The organism is Rhodobacter sp. NTK016B (assembly GCF_017303295.1).
In the GTDB taxonomy this organism is placed as follows: Bacteria; Pseudomonadota; Alphaproteobacteria; order Rhodobacterales; family Rhodobacteraceae; genus Pararhodobacter.
Genome location: NZ_JAFKOK010000007.1, coordinates 138,953 through 157,732 on the forward strand (window position 1 = coordinate 138,953; position 18,780 = coordinate 157,732).

Sequence of the window (18,780 nt, forward strand, 5' to 3'; positions counted from 1 at the left end):
GCTGCCGTTGACGTCAAGTGCAGCGAACGGCCGCTCTCCGCCCTTCACGTCGGTAGCCTCCCTATCGGTCCCCGGCTTTGCACATGTCTCATCCGCGTTTGCGGCGAATGGCGACTTCGCTTCCGGTCCCGAGACGGCTACGGAGCCACGCACCCAAACACGTGGGGCGTTTGAGCACACAGGAAGATGTATTGCTGCGGAAACTTGCCCTTACAGTAGAGCCCGTTGACCGAGAGACGCTCCCGTCGCTGTTTTCGCGCATGGCAATCCTGAATGGGACGGACGTTGTCAACTTCGCCCTCGATCTTGGTATCACCTTTCGGCGTATCCTGGAACAGGACGAAGAGGCAGTCGCGATTTTTGCAGAACGCGCAGGGGGTGTCGGCCACGCAGCTGGCCGAGCAGCTCTGTTGGACAGGTGAGCGCATCGGAGACGTCCGGATGCGGTTTCGGAAGGAGGTCTTCGTCTCGTGGGTCCTGCGAAACCCGATCAGCCCCATCCATTGCGGCACATTGCCTTGCGGGGCGACTGGCTCTGCAGAGGTGTTGATATCTGCCACCAGCACCACCATCCGCTGGTTCCCTTGTGGTCTAGCTCGCGCCCCATCGAACGGGATGATATTGGAGCGCGATTGGCGGAAATCCTGCCAGACCTGCAAGCATGATCATTCGACTGCGCGCGCATCGATCCTACCGACTATGACCTTTGGCTTGATAGGCGTCTATCGCAGGGTACCGCTGCGGACAAAACATGGCTGGCCTCACAGCCGGTGTTTCCGGCGATCACGATCCGCGAGTTCATCGGTGCAGCTTTGCTGCGCAAACTGGGCGAGGCCCCGGACGATCGGCGTGCCAAGGCCACCGGCTTTGCCTTTGTCTCGCAAGGCCCTGATGGAATCCGAGCGGCTCTGGACATCCTTATGCGATCACAGGACGGCGGCCACATCGCGACGCAGGGCGAATTGGGGCCGCTCTTCAAGCTCCTTAAGAGTGTCTAACTCGATGACGATGCCTTTGCGGTCTTTCACGGGATCCTTCGTGACTATTTTCTGGAAATATGGCCGTTGGCGCCAGGGGATGACCTTCTCGGGCAGGCCGTGACAGGGCGGCGCCTCCACTCCCTCACGTCAGCACCCAGGAAACCGGCATCGGCCCGGCTGTTCTGGATGATCTCCTGACAGAGGCGGGCGCGTTTGCGCCCAGTGACGCGCGTGCCGATACCCGCCAGACCTTTGATGCGAAGGCTTGGCAGCACGTCCTTGATGAAATCCCGACACTGGTTGGTCCCATTGCGCTGCGAAAGGCAATCGGCGCAACCCTGGCCGAATTGAACGGGTTGAAGGCAGGCGGTGTCCTCGTCCCCAGGACCAACGTCGCGACGATCAAATCGCCTTGGCGGATTGCGGATGGCCAGCTCTTCTTGAGGAGTTGGAGGCCTATGCGCAGCCGGTTGCCCCAGAGGAGCCAGGGTGGGAGACGATCCAAATCGTTCACAAGCGGCTGGACCTTCCTGTTGGCGCGATCATTGCGGCTATCAGGGCTGGTTTTCTGCGCCTCGGCCAGCGTTCTGATGTGTCCGGCTACCACGGGCTCGTGGTGGGAAACACTGAGGTTGCTGCGTTCAAGGCGAAGGCCGCGCCGGAGCGCAAGCCATCGACCAACCAGGGAGAGGTGACCGCGCGGCCTTCGCCCGGTCGGCGGGTATTCGGGGGAAAGGTCAATTCCTGGCTCTGATCGAAGGTGGTTACACGCCTGCGATGTTGGTTTTGAATCCCACGACCAGGCGTCGGGAGTGGCGAATGAGCCGGGACGACATCGCTGCGTTTGAGGCCAGCTATACGACACCAACGATTCTGTCGGCCGAAACCGGTGCGCATTGGAACACGATCCGAGCCGTTCTGCAGAGCGAGGGGGGCAGCCGTTCCGACCGAATGGCTTGGATGTCGGACCGGTCTATCTTCGGAAGGCTGTTGAGCCGGTTGTGGCACTCTTGAAAACTCAGGGAGAAAAATGACTGCTAGCCACGGGGTATGCTGAAACATCGTTATGTTTCAGTGTGCTAGAATAAACCTTCAACATGGCACCCCATGCCTTTTGACAGGGGGTGTGCATGAAAATCGCCAAAACGTGCAAGCTTATGCTTCATTGGCAGAAATGAAAGGGGTGGCGATCCCGAGAGGAAGCAGAAAAGCGTTACGGATCAAACCTTTGATCTGTAAAACTGGTGCTGTGCCCCTCAAGCAATATCAATGGCTTGCATCGCGGCATGTAAAACGGATTGCCGACAGTAGACAACGTCAAAGTCCGACCCAACATCCCGCTCCATGCCAGAGGGCGAGATCATTATCGGGACCGAATGCGCGTGCGGTCATTTGGTCGTGCTGACTGCTTAGAAGCTGCGCGGGAATCTGGCGCGCTTAACGGGCTTCAGCCGCTGCGGGTAGATCAGTCCCTGGTTGCGCAGACGGTTTCTTCGGAACTAGGCTGGCCTGTGCGTCCGTTACCTGAGGCAAACTGTGTCACAAGTTCATCGAGTCCAGACGGATTCTGAGTGCTATTCCCTGTCGTTCGATGACGGTCCGGACCCGAACCTTACGCCCAGGCTGCTCGATCACCTGAGACTGTTCCAGGCGAGAGCAACATTCTTTGTGATTGGCGAGAAAGCCATTCGGCACCCTGATCTGATCAAGCGTATCGTTGAGCAGGGTCACGAGATTGGAAACCACTCGTACTCCCACCCCTACATGCTCAAACTGAGCGATGGCGAGTTGCTGAGGCAGATCGATCGCACCCAATACGCTGTCTTCGACGCCTGCGGTCGTTGGCCAACTTTGTTCAGGGCCCCGCACGGCCGAATGAGAAAGCACCAGCGGGCAATGCTCGAGTTCAATCGGCAAATCAAATGCTGCTACTGGTCCCTGGACCCCAAAGACTGGCGCGATCAAGACGCTGCAATCATCGTATCTCGAATAGCTGGAGAAGTTCGACGGGGAGACATCGTCCTGACGCATGATGCCCTTGAGACAAGCGTCAATGGCGTGCCGGACGCTCTCCAAGCGATCGCAGCAAGCGGCCTTCAGTCCATCCCGATCTCTGAACTCATGCAGCTTGGAGAAGTCATCACAGAGCCTGAAGACGGCCGCTCCGATTTCGAACCACTATAGCCGAACAGAGCCGGCACTTCTGTCTGAGCGCCCGCGTGTTGGGCAAATATCTGGCTACTGCCGCCCCCCGTGCGGCCCATACCAGCCGCTTTCAAGGGGGCCATCGCTGCGGTGCAGCCTCCTCGAACCAGTCAAACAATGCCACGTCCAGCATGGACTGGCGGCCCAAGGTCTGCAGTTCGGTGATCCGGGCATTGCTGTGCGCAACCAGGTTTTTTCTCACAAAGATGCGGACAGGGGTCGACGATCTGACGCCAGCGGGGTTTCATTCGGCAGAGCAATTTCAAGGAAAACCTTTTCGGAGGGCGCGTTAGCAAGGAACGAACCGAGATGGAAAAGCTTGCGCGCGATTTCTATCGCATGCATCGCAAAGCGCGCGATTTCATCTGGGTCGCTCGCCCTTAGTTTGCCGTTGGAGGTCGTTATGCTGGTTCTCTTCGTCTGTACGGCCAACAAGTTGCGCAGCCCCACTGCGGAGGATGTCTTCAAGAGCCTTCCGGGGATCGACGTCCTTTCTGCCGGCACCGATCCGTCTGCACCACGGGTGATGAGCAGGGAACTGGTCGCTAGGGCGGCGTTAATCTTCGTCATGGAGCAGCACCACCGGGAACGCATCCGAAAGAAGTTCAAGGCGCGCCCACCGGACAACCGGATCATCACGCTTCACATCCCCGACGAATTCGAACGCGGCGACCCGGCCCTGATCGACCTGCTGCGCCAGCGTGTGACCCCGCATCTGGACGCTTTCCAGGGGCCGGATGAATCTTCGACGACCTAAGTTCAAGTTGCCCGACCCGGGGAAGTTGGCGAAAGTCGGTCTCGTGTAACGAGGAATTCCTTATGCCAGATTGGATTGACCCCAACCGACAAACGTCCATTGGCCGATTGCGGGAAACCCAGCAACGCCAGGCCGCTCGACAGCAGCGGCTGGCGACCGGGCTCAACGCTGCGGCAGCCGCAAAGGACAAGGCCAGACGGACACAAACGTCACAGTCGGAGCCTGCGGCTTCGTCCCCCGCGATTGGTCCGAACGCCCTAAAGGTCTCGAGCCTCTATTCCAGCCGCAGTATGTGGAAGCGCCTGACCGGCAGGGTTCATTGCATGCTCGACCCGGACGGCTCCCTCAGCTTCATCGATTTCCCGGCATCCAAGGCCAGTTGGGTGAGCAAGGCCGAACGTCGCCGCCGCATGAGCCTATCCTATCGCCAATACTGGCAGAGCGTGCTGAAGCTGGGCGAGCAGCGCGCGGATGAAAAGCTCATTTCAATGGCGCGTCTGCGGTTGCAAAAGCACGAGCAGGGGCTCTACCTCTCACCGAGAATCAGAAAGAGCTTCTGCGACACGCTGTCCGGGACGATCAAGGCTACGGGAAAGCAGGGGCAGCTTGATCTTGCGTCTCGGCACAGGTTTGTCAGTGTCGATCGATACGAGAAAGAGGTCAGGTCCTTCGTCGCCGCGTTCCTCGTGAATGACACTCGGTACTGGAGTAACCCACTGAAGTGGGACAGGTCGGCCCTTAAGGGCTGCGATCAGGCCTGGGCTGCCCTTAAGCGCCGCGGCCTCCGCGAATACCAGGCCTTCTACCATTTCATGTCTTGCCCCAAGCCCTGACCGGGCGACGGACGGGCGGGCGGATCTCCCGTGACGGGCCCGCATGCGGCGGACAACCTTCCGGCTGACTTAAGCCCCGGACGGAACGGTGCCTATCTGCTGCGCCGCTCCGCCGGCGGGTTTAGAGCGTTTCGAAGTTCCGCTTTCGGCCCTGAGCGGACCTTCGCGACAGCAGTCGGCATCGTCAGGTACTTGTCCAAACAGTAGGGATGACCTGTCGTGAGGGTTGAGTAAACTCACGGGCGATCAGTCGTCGATTTTCTCGGAGCGTGACCTTGCTTTTCTGATGACACAAAAATACCGTCCTAGGAGTTCTTACATGAGGGTTGACCATTGAGCGTTCGTATAAAAAGAGGGTTCATTTCAGATGCAATTGCAGCAAGCTCTGATGAACTCGGCATCGGAGAAGATGACGCGTTTATGTATTGGTTTTACTCAATACTTTTCGATGTGGAGCTGGAGGACGTCCCTGACGATGAAGTTGTAGACGGTGCCGGAGAACGCCAAATTGACATGTTTCGCTTGGAAATTGATGATAGCACCCAAGCAGTTGACATACACCTCATACAAGTAAAGAACACCAGCGGATTTTCCGCCAACACAGTATCCCTCATGAAGGCGGGACTTGAGTTCATATTCTTCTCTCCGAGGGAAACTTATCGCGCAACGAAAAATGAAAAGCTTTTGGAGAAAATCGAGAATGCGCGGCAGGCCATACGACAATATGGGAACAATAGTGTAAACGTAAGTTGCTATTTTGTCACATTGGGTGATGAGGGTGATATATCCACGGAAGCCATCGGCGTTGTTGCAGAAAGTCGGCCTGAGTTGTGAGTGCCCCTTTCCCATTCAGTTTCATGCCACGCGGACGACGTGGGCGGTGCCGAGCGCGTTGAAGCGATTGACAAGGGCGACCCGGATGTGGATTTCGGCGGTTTGGCGATCTGGATCCCGCGCGGCGATGCGCTCACCGAAGGCCTTCAGGCATCGCATCTTGGCCTCCACTCGGCTACGGGCGTGGTATCCGGTCCACCGCTTCCAGAATGCCCGACCGTAGTGACGCGTGGCGCGCAGGGTTTCGTTGCGCGCCTTGGCAGCCGGGCAGTCCTCTTTCCAAGCTCGACCGTTCCTTCGGGTCGGTATGATTGCCGTGCCACCGCGTGCGATGACGGCGCCGTGGCAGCGGCGGGTATCGTAGGCACCATCCGCGGTCACGGTGCCGATGTCCTCGTCCTCGGGGATCTGGCCCAACAGGTCCGGCAGGACTGGGCTGTCGCCTTCCCGGCTAGGGGTGAACTCGACGGCCCGGATATCCGAGGTGGCGATATCCATCGCCAGATGCACCTTGCGCCATTGGCGGCGGCCCTGAACGCCATGCTTGCGGGCCTGCCATTCGCCGTCGCCAAGAAACTTGATGCCGGTGCTGTCCACCAGAAGATTCAGCGGCCCTTCGGCACGGCGATAGGGGATCTGCACCTTGAGGGTCTTCTGTCTGCGGCACAGCGTCGAGTAGTCCGGAACGGGCCAGTCTAGCCCTGCCAGGCGCAGGAGGCTCGCGACCATTCCGGCTGTCTGCCTGAGCGGTAGCTTGAACAGAACCTTGAGCGACAGGCAAAACTGGATCGCGGCATTCGAAAAGACCGGCGGGCGCCCTGGGCGTCCCTCATGCGGCGCGTGCCAGGTCATCTCCTTGTCCAGCCAGATCAGCAGCGATCCGCGCTTCCTGAGCGCATCGTTGTAGCTGGACCAGTTCGTCGTGCGGTAGCGGGCGGGCTTGGGCTTGCTCATGCAGATCGTCTAACCGCATGGATTCCCGATGTGAATCCTTCACCGACTGAGTTCTGCAACAACGCCCAGTGCATCACCCAAAAAAAGGGAAACGACGCCAGACCGAGAAGCCTGACGCCGCGCTAGAAAAAAACCCCTGAACACGGTTCTTCTAGCGCAGTGTCCGAACCCCTGCAACCAGCAAAGTGTTTTTGCTGGCAAGAATGTTGTTTGCTCTCGACATGGCATCGTCTCTCTCAGGAGATACGACCATGGAACCAACGACTGGCCTGATCCTAAGGCGGATCACGCAGACAGACCTCTCTGTTTCGGCGCACAAACTGGCCACGCTCATCCTCGACGGAATTGCGTGGAAGGACGGGTATAACGGCCTGCCCCGCGGCACGGCTGCCTTCACCCTGTCCTCTCTGGCAGCGAAGATGGGCGTCTCGCGCCAGTACCTGAGCGTTCTGCTGAGTGAGCTTGAAACTTCTGAACTGAAGCTTGAGCGCGAGAAGTCGAACGGCAAGTTCGCCCCCTGGCTCTTCCGCTTCGCGGCCTTTGACGACGGCGAACAGACCCACGATCTCGTGTCAGACGGAGACGACACATCACTATCTAGAGAAGAATCTAACAAAACTATATTCACAGGACAGATCAACATTGACGGTTGCTCGAACGTGTTCCGAACATGCTGGGCCGAGCTGATCAAGGCCGCGAAGAGCGCCCTACCCTGCTGGAACGTCGATACGCAAGTGATCTGGGAACGCTTCCTTGCCTTCAACCGGGCCCGTGGGAACAGCAAGGTTCCGGCCGGTTTCCTGCTCGGCTTCATGCGCCGGTGGCGCACCTCGCTTGGAGAAGCGACGCGCCCACCGGCTCTCCCCGCACCACAGCCGGTTCAAGAGCCACGAGAGCGCGAGCTGCACGAACAGATCAAGGCTGCGCCAAGCTCGAACCGCCAGTTTCACGCGTCAGACCTGTGTCGCGTCATAGGGCAAGCGGCGTACGATGCGCGCATTGTCGCCGTGATCCGGCAGTTCGGTTGCCCGAGGTTCACTGCTACGCTTGCAGTCCACGGGCGTGCAGTCCTGGCGGGCGAAATCTCGCGGTGATGATGGATCGGGTGCCACAACTCTGGCCAGAACGTATTCAGTCAGGGCAGTTCTGGGATCAAAGCAGGTCGGCGAATTGCTCCAGGTCGGCAACCGTGGCGACCAACCCCTGCTGTGTCAGGATCGCGAGATACTCGTCGACGCTTTTGAGCGGATTCTTGAGGCGCGCGCGAACTTTCCGCAGCGCGGAACAGACCAGACCGGGCGCGAGAGACAGTTGGTTCCGGAAAAAGTCGTCAGGGTGTTGGGTCTCGATGCCAAAGGGCGCAAGTGCCGCTGGTGGGAAGTCCTTCAGGTTCTGCGTGACGATCGCGTCACAGCGCCCAACGATTGCCGCCGCCAGAACGTGCCGATCGTCAGGGTCCGGCAGTGTTAGGGCCGGCACCAATGCCTCGTAGCCGGTGACCAGACAGTCGCGTGTGGCCCTGTCCATCAAGTCGCGAGTTCGTTCCAGCGCGGCGCGCTCCCGATGAGGTTCATTGCGCAGAAGCGCATCAATCCACTCCCGATGGATATCGGCCGTCCACTTGGCCTTGAAAAGGTCTGTGACCGCCAACTGCATCAGTGCATCGCGCATCGGCGCGGGATAAAGGACGTTCGCATCGAACAGGACCGTGTACTGGCTCATTTCGAGCGGTAGCCCATGTCCTGCTCTTGAGCGTCGGCGGCCAGTTGATCGAGCGCAGCTTCACGCTCGGTATCGATCGCGGCCTTGTAGGACATCACGTCTTCCATGCGGACGCGGCGATGCTTGCCGACCTTCCGATGCGGTATGGCACCATCCTCGAGCAGCTTGATCAGGAACGGACGCGAGACGTTCAGAACCTCAGCGGCCTGTACGGTCGAGAGTTCGGCGTTCTCGGGGATGATGGTGACCCCCCGCCCCGCTGCCATCGCCTCGAGGATCTCCATGAGCAGCGATACGGCGCCCGCAGGAAGCTCGATCGGCTCCATCTGCTCGGAGTCCGTCACACGAAGTTTCAACGGCGCGCGCGCCTGGGCGAAGCGTGACAATGCCTGGCCAGAGACGCGCGCAATCGCTGCGTCCTGCGGCGTGGGCGGAAGATGTCGGTGTGCCAGCATGTTCATGGTGGTCTCCTCTCCGGTTTCTGTTCTCTACCACCATATATGAAATAAGTGCAACAAATGCATTAAGTGTTGGTGAGTTTCTGCGCGCCCTGCCGCGTGCTCGCGGTTATCGCTGCTGTCGAGTGAGCGGGTGAGACCCACGCTAACCTTCAGTTTGTCGCCTTCCACATCCTGAACCGCCCCTGTCCTGTCACCTCGCGGATCAGACCCCGCTCTTGCATCCATGCAAGGTTGCGCTGAACAGCGGCGCGACTGGCACTCGTCAGGGCCTGGGCCATTGGCGCAGAGACGAGCGGCCATTCGGTCAGCACTGCGCGCAAGGCCGGCGGCGTCCTGCCCGAGAGCAATGTCATTTCGGCTTCCGCCCGCGCCGACCATGCCTCGATATCGTCAAGGTGCCGCACCGCGGTCAGGCACGCGGCTTCCATCCCGTATAGCCAGCGTTCCAGACGTTCGAACGGTGAACCACCGGCTCGTAGTCCCCCTGCCCCGCCCATGGCCAGAGGCGTGAAGACTGCGCCTCTTCCATCGCTGGCCGCGATCCGCGCAGCTGCGACAGCCGCTTCCATACGGTCGTCGTGCTGCCCGAGCCCCGCGAGGCGCCAGAGGTGAAAGCCCGCGCAAGCGCGAGTGATCGGGTGCAGGTCCGTGGCCTGCCCCATCAGATCCAGCCAACCGCTCGCGCGATCCACGAACGGCTCGGTCTCATCACTGATGTTCTCGGGGTCGCGACGGTCGAGGAAGGCGGAAAGGTCCTGCTCCGGTCCCGGTCCACCCGTCAGTCGCCGAATCGCCCATCCGACTCGCGCCAGCGCCGCCGTGTCGTCCTGGACACCGGACAGGCGCAGCGAGATCCAGAGCGCCAGCCGGTCTTGGCTGATGCGGTCACCGGTGTGCCAGCTCAAATCTGCGGCCTCCATCAGCGCAAGCCGATGCCGCCATCCTTCCGGTCCGCGCTTCAACCGGTCGTCCAGCGCGCCGACGCGACCGGCCACACGGGCAAGACGCGCGGCCTGCCCGCCCTCTGCCTTCCGCCATTCGTCGAGGACCTCGGTTTCACGCGGTTCGGCCCGTGGTCCCGGCGGCAAATAGTCCGGCTCGTCGTCCATCGTACCGGGCAGAAACCACAGGTCGTCCTCAGACGCCTGTTCGACCTCCTCAGCATAAATGCCGAGCGCGTCGGATTCATCATACAATGCGGGGGTTCCAGGCCTCATATGCGCAAAATACAGCTATTTTGAGCTTTACCCAAGGGTTTTATCAGAGTGCGTTTGTACACCTTACATAGCACGCGCGCGCGATGGTCCGCGAGACCTCCCTGATCGCGCTCTGCGTATGGAAACCAAGGGCTTTCTGATGAACAGCGCCACAGAGCGCGCCCTTGCATTCATTTACAAACGGTCGTTTAGTGGCGTTATATGAAACTGCAAAAGACTGTTTTGATGTCCCTGATAGGTTATGCCCGGGTCTCGACCGAGGATCAGACCCCCCTGCCCCAGTCGCAGGCCCTGAAATCAGCAGGCTGCGCCGAGATCCATGAGGAGCAGGCCTCTGGCGGCAATCGTGCGCGGCCGGTGTTGGCGCGCGTGCTGGAACGCGTCGCCAAGGGCGACACGCTGGTGGTCGTGCGGATCGACCGGCTGGCGCGGTCGCTTTCGCATCTCCTCGAGGTGATCGAACGGCTTGAGGCAAAGGGCGCATTCTTCCGCTCGATCGAGGATCCGATCGACACCTCATCCCCGCAGGGCAAGTTCACGTTGCAAGTACTGGGGGCTGCGGCCGAGTTCGAACGCGCCCTGATCCGGGAACGCACCAAGGCCGGCCTTGCCAGCGCACGCACAAAGGGCCGCGTTGGCGGGAACCCTGGGCTGCGGGCCAAAGACCCTGCCGCTCTTCGCAAAGTGCGGCTGGCGCGACAGGACGGCTACATGGAGCGCCTGAACGAGACGGCACAAGACTGGGTGCCCCATGTGCGCCGGTTGCGCCCCGACTTGGCTTGGGAGGACGTGTTGCACATCATCAACGGCCCCTTGCCCGAAGCGCGTAGCTGGACCCAAAGCCGCCTGCAACGCGCTGTGAAGGCCTATGTCCGCGACGGCTTCCTGCCTGTCGAGGTGCTGGCCCGCGCCGGGCGCCGCGAAACGGACGACCGCCTGCCCGCCATTGTCGCAGGCATCAAGGGCGCCAAACCCGACATGACCCTACAGGCCATCTGTGATCGGCTGGAGTCTATGCGTGAGCGGACACCACGCGGAAGGTCCAAGTGGCAACCGTCATCGGTGAAAATGCTTCTGGAACGCGCTGAGAAACTTGGGTTGCTTGACTGAATTGAGTAGTGCCTGCGCTTGTGTCTGTGTGGTTGAACCACACCATATCTAGAAAGAGCTTGCACGAATCTGATAGCTCGGGCAATAGTCTCGATAAATAACGCGCGGTCACATAAAAAACGCGCCCACGAATCGAGGCAGAGATGAGCGAAGCTGAGCAGGACCTGGACATTGCCATCGGGCACTACGCAGAGCTTCTCGCGTCAAACCTTCATGCGCAACGTGCGGCCCACTTCCCTCCCGACGCCAAGAAAGTCATGCGCAGCCTGACTAGCGGCGAGGCGGCAGAGTTGCTTGGCGTCGATCATACCTACCTTCGCAAGCTTCATCGAGAAGGAAAGATCGCTGACGTCGAAACCACCGCGGGCAGCCACCGTCGGTATACACTCGATGATATCTGGGAGATCCGCCACGCCCTAGAGGCAAACGCGAAGAAACCTGGGACCTACGTGCCGGGGCGTCGTGCCGGTGACGAGCTTCAGATTGTCTCCGTTGTGAACTTCAAAGGCGGCTCGGGGAAAACAACAACATCAGCTCACCTTGCGCAGCGCTTGGCTCTCAAGGGATATCGTGTCCTTGCGATCGATCTGGACCCCCAAGCATCCTTTTCCGCGCTGCATGGCATCCAGCCTGAGCTGGACCTGATGGAGGGTGGAACGCTGTATGACGCAGTTCGCTATGATGAACCGGTCCCGATCTCGGAAGTAATCCGTAAAACCTACATCCGAGGCCTTGACCTTATCCCCGGGAACCTAGAGCTCATGGAATTCGAACATGAGACGCCGGCTGCCATCCAGCGAGGCGGCGCCCGCGCGTTCTTTGCCCGTGTGCGTGATGCGCTCGATAGTGTTGAAGAAGACTATGACGTCGTCGTCATCGACTGTCCGCCGCAGCTTGGCTTCCTGACCATGTCTGCCTTGTCGGCATCCTCCGGGGTGCTTGTCACCGTTCACCCACAGATGCTTGATCTCATGTCTATGTCGCAGTTTTTGCGCATGACCGCTGATCTGCTTGGCGTCATCCGGGACGCCGGCGCAAACCTTCGCTTTGACTGGCTGCGTTTCCTGCCAACCCGCTACAAGGTGGGTGATGCACCGCAAACTGAGGTCATTGCCTTCATTCGGGGTCTTTTCGGCAGGTCCGTTCTGACCAATCACATGGTCGAATCGACTGCGATTTCGGATGCGGGGCTCACAAAGCAGACGCTCTATGAGGCCGACAAGAAGGAATTCACGCGCCAGACTTTCGATCGCGCGATCGATTCTATGAACGGCGTCAACGACGAGATCGCTGCGATCATTCAGAACACGTGGGGACGCAATGGCAAGAAAGCCTAAACTTGGTCTGCCCTTGCAGACCCTGCGCAACGCGCCCGACGCTCTTGAGGGGCGCAGGCTCCGAGGTGGTGTTTTCGAAATCGACCCCGGTCATATCGAGACTGCAGGTCGGTTAGATGACCGACTTCAGATCGAGATCGAGGGTCTGAGGGCATCGATTTTCAAGAACGGCCAACGTGTTCCGATCCTAGTGCGCCCACTTGAGAGTGATCGCTACAGCCTGATCTATGGCCGCCGTCGCCTTGAGGCTTGCAGAGAACTTGGGATCAAGGTCCGCGCAATTGTCACGGAAATGGAGGGCGATCAGGCGCTTCGCGATCAGTTGCTGGAAAACCAGGAGCGGCGAGATCTGAGCTTTATCGAACGCGCGCTCGTAGCCGCTGCCTTGCTTGATGGAGACCACCTGGGCGAGACAGAGCGCACCAACAAGGGCGTTGCCGAGGTTCTCAATTTGACCGAGGCTGGGGTTTCGCAGTTGTTAAGCGTTGTCCGCACCGTAGGAGAAGATCTTGTCCTGGCCATTGGTGCGGCACCTGGGATCGGCCGACCCCGATGGGAGGAACTCAAGAAGTGTATTGGGGCTGCAGATGTGGACCACGAGCGACTCGCAGCCTTGGCCAATGAAACCAAATCAATCCATTCGGGTGGAATTGATGAGAAGTCCGACCGGGCATTTTTGGCAGTCCTTTCTGCGGCAGGGAAAACCGAGCACTCCACTTCCTCGATTCGCTCGCGCAGCCAGCCTGAAATGGTCATTCCGGGGGTCGGTGCTGCAACCGTCACGACCGGACGCCGTGGCAAGCAACTCAAGCTCGAGTTGAAGTCCGAGGATACTGAATTTGTCAGCTGGCTTGAGGGCAATGCCCCGCAGCTGCTTACCGAGCTTCATGAGCGCTGGAAGCGCTCAGAAGACTGAGGAAGAGCAACCAACAAAAAGGAGGCACGATACAGGCAAGAATGAAAAAGGCCCCGAGAAGCTAGCTTCACGAGACCTTAATTAGGTTTCGAACGGGACCAGCCCGCTACAAAACTTCAGTTTTCGCACCTCTGAATGTAGCGATCTGGCCCCTCTCCCGCAAGCGCAAAGCGATTCGCGGGCCACTCAAATTTTGCCTTCGTGAATATTTTCATGGAGTACACACCAATTTCGCCGTTTATGCGGCCAATATCGCACGCCCATCTGCGCGTGATCGAGCGGCCCGAGGCATCTGTTCCAGGCAAGCCCGTCAACAAGTGGGAGCTCCTCCGCGAGTTGTCCAAGGCGCAGGCAGCCTTTGGGGTTTCCGAGCGCGATCTGACCGTTCTTCAGGGACTTCTCAGCTTCTTTCCGGACGATGCGCTTGGCGGGAACACCGAAATGGTCGTCTTCCCATCCAACAAGGCGATCTGCGAGCGGCTGAACGGCATGCCTTGCTCGACGATGCGCCGTCACCTCGCCCGGTTGGTAGACGCAGGCTTGCTCATGCGGCGCGATAGCCCCAACGGGAAGCGGTATGTGCGCAAGCGTGGCGAAGATCGCGTGGCCTTCGGCTTTGATCTCTCCCCGCTCTATTGCCGGGCAGAGGAGATTGCACGGGCCGCAGAGGCTGTGCGTGAGGCTGAGGACCGTGTGCGGCGACTGAGGGAGGTGGTGAGCCTCATGCGTCGCGACCTAGCCGCTCTGGCGGAGTTCGGCGAGGAGATCCAGCCCGGGCTTGGCCTATGGGACCAGCTCAGCGATACGGCCGCCCTCACAGCCCGCGCTCTTCGCCGCAAGCTTTCGCTTGAGGATCTGTCGGCATTTAGGACTGAACTGGAGACTCTCCTTGACCAGGCGCGTAATGTCATTGACGGCCCTGAAACAGAAGAAATGAACACCAATGATGCCCATTTTGAGCGTCACCATCATAATTCAAATAAAGAATCTATAGATCTTGAACCTGCCTTAGAAAAAGGCGGGGCGACGGCGGGCAGCGCGCTTGATGTTGAAACGGGTGAGCCTGTGGCTAACGTTGAAGAGCCTGACACGAGGCGGGTGCCGAAAATCCCACTTCACCTGGTGATTGCTAGCTGTCCCTCGCTCAAGACTTTCTATCAGGGCGACGTTCGACATTGGCACCAGCTTTTCGACGCTGCTTGTCATGTACGGCCGGCCATGGGGATCAGTGTTTCCGCTTGGGAAGAAGCGCAGCGCTGTATGGGACCAGAGCAAGCCTCGATCGTCGTCGTGGCCATGCTGGAACGTTTTTCCGACATCAGATCACCGGGTGGATACTTGCGGGCGCTGACGTCCAAGGCTGCGGCTGGCGAGTTTTCCTGCGGGCCGATGGTCATGGCGCTGATCGGACGGCGAAGTGCGGCTTAACAGCTGTTAAGTTTCGACGTCGTCGGTGCTCAGTTGGCCTGACTTAACAGCTGTTAAGTCGCCTCTTGGCAACCATCCGATCATCGAGAGGGAAAGGAGTGTTGGTTTGAGGGTGACGGGAAGTGCGATCGGGAGAGTGGCTTCCGGCGCCCGTCGTGGAGAAAATCTGATGACGAAAGCCGTCCAGAAAATCACCTTGTCCCCTTCGCGGGATATCCCTTTCGACAAGCTGGTGCTGAGCCAGTCCAACGTGCGGCGCATCAAGGCTGGCGTGTCCGTCGAGGAACTGGCCGAAGACATCGCCCGCCGCGGCCTCTTGCAGAGTTTGAACGTGCGGCCCGTCTTGGCTGACGATGGTACCGAGACCAGCAAGTTCGAGATCCCAGCCGGGGGCCGACGGTTCCAAGCATTGTCATTGCTCGTGAAGCAAAAGCGTTTGGCGAAGACGACGCCCATTCCCTGCATCGTACGGGATGCAGCGTCCGCGATCCTCGCCGAGGACGATTCCCTTGCAAAGCATGCAGCGCGTCGCCCTGCACCTGCTTGATCAGTTCCACGCGTTTGTAGCGCTACGGGACAAGGGTCAGACCCATGCGGAGATTGCCGCCACCTTCTTAGTGACGCCGCAGATCGTGAAGTAGCGCCTGAAACTCGCTTCCGTCGCCCCTGCCCTGCTTGAGGTCTATGCCGAGGCTGGCTGGAGCAGCTCATGGCCTTCACCGTGAACCCCGATCACGCGCGTCAGGTCCAGGTCTTGGATGTGATCCATTCATCCTGGAATAAGGAGCCATTCCAGATCCGGCGCATGCTGACCAAAACCTCGGTCCGGACGTCTTACCGACGCGCGGTCTTTGTGGGCGTTGAGGCCTATGAAGCAGCGGGCCGCACGATGCTGCATGGACCTGTTCCAAGGCGATGACGGTGGCTGGCTCGAGGACCCTGCCCTGCTCGATCGGCTGGTGACGGAATAACTCAAGGCCGAGGCTGAGACGGTTGCGGTTGAGGGCTGGAAGTGGATCGAGGTCGCGCTTGACCTGCCCTACGGCTACAGCCACGGCCTGCGGTCCCTGTCCGGTGATCCGGCGCCAACGACGGATGATGAAGGAGCGGCCCATGCCAAACTGCTCGCCGAGTATCGGGCGCTGGAAGAGGAATGCGCGGGACAGCATGAAATACCCGACGAGATCGACACGCGGCTTGGCGTGTTGGAAACGGAGATGGAAAAGATCGAGACCCGGCCGTTGATCTTCGATCCGTTGGAAATCGGACGGGCAGGGGCGTTCGTCACGCTCGATCGCTAAGGCGCGCTCGCAGTCTATCGCGGGTATGTGCGTCCAGAGGATGAGCCCGTTGAGGAGACCGCGGTCCAGGACGGTGTTGATCCTGCGCTGGCGGGGCAGGGGGATGAACATGATCTCGCTGATGCCTATGCCAGTGCCGCTCATGTCGGAACTATCATCATGTCGGGTGGCCAGCAGATTGGTGCGGACCTGCCGGAGGATGAGGATGACGGAGCGCTCAAGCCGCTGCCCGAGCGGCTTGTCATGGAGTTGACGGCCCACCGGACGCTGGCGCTGCGTGACGCGATCGGTCGTTCGCCGGATGTCGCGCTGACGCTTTTGCTTCTTAAGCTCGTCACCGACACCTTCCGCACCTCTGGGGCGTCGGTCAGCTACCTCGAAGCCTCCGTGCGTCAGGTCTACATGTCGGCGCAGGCGAATACATCATGTCCGTGGATGTCACACGCGACAGCGCGACATGGCAGCCGCCAACCAAGAACGCCAAAGAGATCGTCACTGAAGCACTTCGCGATCTTGCACGCCGGCTCTACCGCCAGCTTGAGATCGAATACGATCACCTCACCTTCGACGAGGTCATCGAGGAAGGGATCATCGTCAACCAATATACCTTCACCGAAGGAGGGCGGCGATTCGGGTGAGCTGCCACGCTATCTTGCTGGTCGGAGGGGACGGTTACCTTGCGAGTGACCGCACGAGTGCCACCAAGGGCTCGAAGTCGTGCTGATCGGCGGCTCTGAGTGCTGTGATGTAGGCTGACCGGTGCGCATTTTCGGCGTTCAGCGTTCCACCATCAGACCAGTCGAGCAAGATATCCGGATCGATCTTCGCCAAGTAGGCGTCCGCCATGATCCGCGCCCAGCGTCCATTACCGTTCGTGAAGGGGTGGATCCAGACAAGGCGGTGGTGAAGGCGCGCCGTCGCTTCCAGCGCATCGAAGCTCTTATGGTCACGCCAGTACCGCGCGTCATCGAGACAAGTGCGCAACTCGGTAGAGATGTGCCAGACCGACACCCCGATGTTCTTGTCGGTCAGACGGAAAACGCCGGCCCAGTCCCAGACTTCCCCGAACAGGCGTTTGTGAATTTCGCGCACTGTGGCATCTGTCAGGACGTCAAACGATTTTGGGCGTCGGTCGAGCCAGGTAAGGCCTGAGATGATGTTCTCCCCTTCGAGTTCGTTCAGCTCGCTGCGCGTCGCAATGTGCTTGGCCTTGAGGCCAAGCAACTCGTCGGGCGTCAGGGGGGTGGCGCCGTAAGGTTCGTGAAGCTCGAGCGTCATTGCCAGAAATCCCGCCGACCTTCACGGATGATGTCGGCGGCGAGTTCCTCGATCATCTCGGCTTCGCTGCGCAAACCTTCTGTCTGCTCTTCGAGAGCCATATGCGCCCGCGTGCGCTGGATAATGCGTCGTGCCTTTGCACGGGCTTGGGCCAGAACGATCTCTTCAACGGGGCCTTCGCGCGGGATGATTGCATACACAAGGCGGCCGCCCATGGCTTCGGCGATCTTCTCCAGTTGGTTCACGGAGATGGTTCCGGCCTGTTCGTTCTGGATCGCGGCATAGATGTTGTTTCGTGAAATCCCGAGGCGTTCAGCAAGGGCCGGGGCATTCATCCCAATCGCTTGCTGAAAGGTGGCGATCCAGCCGCCGATCGGCTTTGCAGGCGACTTCGCCAGGCTGGCAGCCTGGTTGATCCTCTCTTGGGCCTGTCTTTGCTTCGCTCGAGTAACTGACATCTGCCAACCTCTGATCTTGCATTTGCGGTCATACCGCCATGCCAGAGTATGGCGTTAAGACAATTTATGCAATGCTATAGACTTGCATATATATTGCTTATGATAGGCCTCAACATGGCGGATTGTCCATGCTTGCAACGCTACCGGATTGCAAATCTGCTGATCCAGCACAGGCCTCAGCTAGAAACGCATCCCCAACTACGCTCCACAGGACGCAACCCTGCACGGCATCGCCGACCGGCTGCAGACTATCGAGCGGCGGAACTTCTATCAGCTCTGCGCCGAAGCCAGCCACCGTGGCTGCTACGCCCACGAGTATACCATGTCCGTGGAGGTCACACGCTATAGCACAACCTGGCAGCCACCAGCGGATGACGCAGAGGAGATCGTGACCGAGGCGCTGCGCGACCTAGCCCGGTGGCTTTACCGCCAGCTTCAGGTTGAATATGACCACCTCACCTCCGACAAAGTCATCGAGGAGGAGATCATCGTTAACGAATACACCTTTACTGAAACTGGGCGACGGCTTGGGTAACTGGGTTAATCATGCGGCGGAAGATACAATCTCTCCGTATCTCGAGGCGGGTTTGAATATTCGCTCTATCAAACCGCCTGAACGGGATCAGCGCCAAATTATTGTAAACGGCATCGTGTCTTGCGGAAAACCCCGGTAAGTCCTAGAAAGTCGCTGACTTTATGCAGAATTGGTTAATGCCGAGATATCTCTTTTCTCTCTTGCTTGCGATTGCCGTCGCATTTTTCGGCGTACTTCCGCATGCGGCAATGGCTGGCGAGATGCAGAAAACGTCGGTGTCTTGTCACAATGAACAAACTGTGGTGAGTGGGCACTCCGATGCGATGGAGCATTGCGGCGGTCCGGATCATGCAATGCCCGGAGCCTGTGCAATCGCCTGCCTCGGGTCAATTGCAATCTGGTTTACTTCATCGGACGCGGTGCCTATCGCATTTCGCCCGATTTCGCATCGGGC

General features: G+C 59.4%; 18 protein-coding genes and 3 pseudogenes. 14 read left to right on the forward strand and 7 right to left on the reverse strand.

Annotation, left to right across the window (positions count from 1 at the left end):
- Positions 1–137 precede the first annotated feature (137 nt).
- Positions 138–572 (reverse strand): hypothetical protein, encoded by a 435-nt coding sequence (locus tag JI664_RS10835; RefSeq protein ID WP_207013771.1) that lies wholly within the window; start codon positions 570–572, stop codon positions 138–140.
- Positions 573–770: 198 nt separating this feature from the next.
- Between JI664_RS10835 and JI664_RS10840 the strand changes: the two genes are divergently transcribed.
- The 6 genes from JI664_RS10840 (at position 771) to JI664_RS10865 (ending at position 5,609) form a co-directional block, all read left to right on the forward strand.
- Positions 771–998, forward strand: a complete 228-nt coding sequence (locus JI664_RS10840; protein ID WP_207013772.1) for a hypothetical protein — start codon at positions 771–773, stop codon at positions 996–998.
- A 430-nt stretch (positions 999–1,428) separates the two neighbouring features.
- Positions 1,429–1,734: a hypothetical protein gene (locus tag JI664_RS10845; protein ID WP_207013773.1), complete on the forward strand. Its 306-nt coding sequence runs from the start codon at positions 1,429–1,431 to the stop codon at positions 1,732–1,734.
- A 782-nt stretch (positions 1,735–2,516) separates the two neighbouring features.
- A complete protein-coding gene (locus tag JI664_RS24245) occupies positions 2,517–3,164 on the forward strand; it encodes a polysaccharide deacetylase family protein (RefSeq protein WP_207013774.1) in 648 nt (215 codons plus the stop codon).
- Positions 3,165–3,588: 424 nt separating this feature from the next.
- Positions 3,589–3,942 (forward strand): hypothetical protein, encoded by a 354-nt coding sequence (locus JI664_RS10855; RefSeq protein WP_207013776.1) that lies wholly within the window; start codon positions 3,589–3,591, stop codon positions 3,940–3,942.
- A gap of 62 nt (positions 3,943–4,004) precedes the next feature.
- Complete coding sequence (locus JI664_RS10860) at positions 4,005–4,775, forward strand: hypothetical protein (RefSeq protein ID WP_207013777.1); 771 nt, start codon at positions 4,005–4,007, stop codon at positions 4,773–4,775.
- A gap of 333 nt (positions 4,776–5,108) precedes the next feature.
- Positions 5,109–5,609 (forward strand): hypothetical protein, encoded by a 501-nt coding sequence (locus JI664_RS10865; protein ID WP_207013778.1) that lies wholly within the window; start codon positions 5,109–5,111, stop codon positions 5,607–5,609.
- A 21-nt stretch (positions 5,610–5,630) separates the two neighbouring features.
- On the opposite strand, the gene JI664_RS10870 is transcribed toward JI664_RS10865, so the two are convergent.
- Entirely contained in the window at positions 5,631–6,563 is a 933-nt protein-coding gene (locus JI664_RS10870; RefSeq protein ID WP_007803217.1) for an IS5-like element ISRhba5 family transposase, read from the reverse strand.
- 251 nt (positions 6,564–6,814) lie between these two features.
- Between JI664_RS10870 and JI664_RS10875 the strand changes: the two genes are divergently transcribed.
- Positions 6,815–7,657, forward strand: coding sequence for a hypothetical protein (locus tag JI664_RS10875; RefSeq protein WP_007803218.1), 843 nt, complete (start codon positions 6,815–6,817; stop codon positions 7,655–7,657).
- Positions 7,658–7,715: 58 nt separating this feature from the next.
- On the opposite strand, the gene JI664_RS10880 is transcribed toward JI664_RS10875, so the two are convergent.
- The 3 genes from JI664_RS10880 to JI664_RS10890 form a co-directional block, all read right to left on the reverse strand.
- The gene (locus tag JI664_RS10880; RefSeq protein ID WP_007803220.1) at positions 7,716–8,285 is read right to left on the reverse strand and encodes a PIN domain-containing protein; all 570 of its coding nucleotides are present in this window, start codon (positions 8,283–8,285) and stop codon (positions 7,716–7,718) included.
- Positions 8,282–8,746, reverse strand: coding sequence for an excisionase family DNA-binding protein (locus tag JI664_RS10885; RefSeq protein ID WP_007803221.1), 465 nt, complete (start codon positions 8,744–8,746; stop codon positions 8,282–8,284). The genes JI664_RS10880 and JI664_RS10885 overlap by 4 nt, the downstream gene beginning before the upstream one ends.
- A 149-nt stretch (positions 8,747–8,895) precedes the next feature.
- Positions 8,896–9,963 carry a helix-turn-helix domain-containing protein gene (locus tag JI664_RS10890; RefSeq protein ID WP_207013779.1) on the reverse strand — a complete coding sequence of 356 codons (1,068 nt, stop codon included), beginning with the start codon at positions 9,961–9,963 and terminating at the stop codon, positions 8,896–8,898.
- A 225-nt stretch (positions 9,964–10,188) separates the two neighbouring features.
- On the opposite strand from JI664_RS10890, the gene JI664_RS10895 reads away from it, so the two are divergent.
- From JI664_RS10895 to JI664_RS10920, 6 genes and pseudogenes are all read left to right on the forward strand, one after another.
- Entirely contained in the window at positions 10,189–11,073 is an 885-nt protein-coding gene (locus tag JI664_RS10895) for a recombinase family protein (RefSeq protein WP_207013780.1), read from the forward strand.
- 143 nt (positions 11,074–11,216) lie between these two features.
- On the forward strand, positions 11,217–12,410 hold the full coding sequence (gene repA, locus JI664_RS10900; RefSeq protein ID WP_207013782.1) for a plasmid partitioning protein RepA: 1,194 nt from the start codon (positions 11,217–11,219) through the stop codon (positions 12,408–12,410).
- A complete protein-coding gene (gene repB / locus JI664_RS10905) occupies positions 12,394–13,326 on the forward strand; it encodes a plasmid partitioning protein RepB (protein ID WP_207013783.1) in 933 nt (310 codons plus the stop codon). The genes repA and repB overlap by 17 nt, the downstream gene beginning before the upstream one ends.
- A gap of 213 nt (positions 13,327–13,539) precedes the next feature.
- Complete coding sequence (repC, locus tag JI664_RS10910) at positions 13,540–14,754, forward strand: plasmid replication protein RepC (protein WP_207013784.1); 1,215 nt, start codon at positions 13,540–13,542, stop codon at positions 14,752–14,754.
- A 169-nt stretch (positions 14,755–14,923) separates the two neighbouring features.
- Positions 14,924–16,472: pseudogene (locus JI664_RS10915) on the forward strand (ParB/RepB/Spo0J family partition protein); the annotation flags it as partial.
- Positions 16,472–16,693 (forward strand): annotated as a pseudogene (locus JI664_RS10920) (antitoxin of toxin-antitoxin stability system); the annotation flags it as partial. The pseudogenes JI664_RS10915 and JI664_RS10920, both read left to right, overlap by 1 nt.
- Before the next feature lie 34 nt (positions 16,694–16,727).
- On the opposite strand, the gene JI664_RS10925 reads toward JI664_RS10920, so the two are convergent.
- Positions 16,728–17,333, reverse strand: a complete 606-nt coding sequence (locus JI664_RS10925; protein WP_207013786.1) for a mobile mystery protein B — start codon at positions 17,331–17,333, stop codon at positions 16,728–16,730.
- Positions 17,330–17,791, reverse strand: coding sequence for a helix-turn-helix domain-containing protein (locus tag JI664_RS10930; RefSeq protein ID WP_207013787.1), 462 nt, complete (start codon positions 17,789–17,791; stop codon positions 17,330–17,332). The genes JI664_RS10925 and JI664_RS10930 overlap by 4 nt, the downstream gene beginning before the upstream one ends.
- 187 nt (positions 17,792–17,978) lie before the next feature.
- On the opposite strand from JI664_RS10930, the pseudogene JI664_RS10935 reads away from it, so the two are divergent.
- Positions 17,979–18,326 (forward strand): annotated as a pseudogene (locus JI664_RS10935) (antitoxin of toxin-antitoxin stability system); the annotation flags it as partial.
- Between the last annotated feature and the right edge of the window lie 454 nt (positions 18,327–18,780).

Coding starts and splice junctions, on each gene's coding strand:
- JI664_RS10835 (WP_207013771.1), bottom strand. CDS start 572: ATGGTGGTGCTGGTGGCAGATATCAACACCTCTGCAGAGCCAGTCGCC.
- JI664_RS10855 (WP_207013776.1), top strand. CDS start 3,589: ATGCTGGTTCTCTTCGTCTGTACGGCCAACAAGTTGCGCAGCCCCACT.
- JI664_RS10860 (WP_207013777.1), top strand. CDS start 4,005: ATGCCAGATTGGATTGACCCCAACCGACAAACGTCCATTGGCCGATTG.
- JI664_RS10870 (WP_007803217.1), bottom strand. CDS start 6,563: ATGAGCAAGCCCAAGCCCGCCCGCTACCGCACGACGAACTGGTCCAGC.
- JI664_RS10875 (WP_007803218.1), top strand. CDS start 6,815: ATGGAACCAACGACTGGCCTGATCCTAAGGCGGATCACGCAGACAGAC.
- JI664_RS10880 (WP_007803220.1), bottom strand. CDS start 8,285: ATGAGCCAGTACACGGTCCTGTTCGATGCGAACGTCCTTTATCCCGCG.
- JI664_RS10885 (WP_007803221.1), bottom strand. CDS start 8,746: ATGAACATGCTGGCACACCGACATCTTCCGCCCACGCCGCAGGACGCA.
- JI664_RS10890 (WP_207013779.1), bottom strand. CDS start 9,963: ATGAGGCCTGGAACCCCCGCATTGTATGATGAATCCGACGCGCTCGGC.
- JI664_RS10895 (WP_207013780.1), top strand. CDS start 10,189: ATGTCCCTGATAGGTTATGCCCGGGTCTCGACCGAGGATCAGACCCCC.
- repA (WP_207013782.1), top strand. CDS start 11,217: ATGAGCGAAGCTGAGCAGGACCTGGACATTGCCATCGGGCACTACGCA.
- repB (WP_207013783.1), top strand. CDS start 12,394: ATGGCAAGAAAGCCTAAACTTGGTCTGCCCTTGCAGACCCTGCGCAAC.
- repC (WP_207013784.1), top strand. CDS start 13,540: ATGGAGTACACACCAATTTCGCCGTTTATGCGGCCAATATCGCACGCC.
- JI664_RS10925 (WP_207013786.1), bottom strand. CDS start 17,333: ATGACGCTCGAGCTTCACGAACCTTACGGCGCCACCCCCCTGACGCCC.
- JI664_RS10930 (WP_207013787.1), bottom strand. CDS start 17,791: ATGTCAGTTACTCGAGCGAAGCAAAGACAGGCCCAAGAGAGGATCAAC.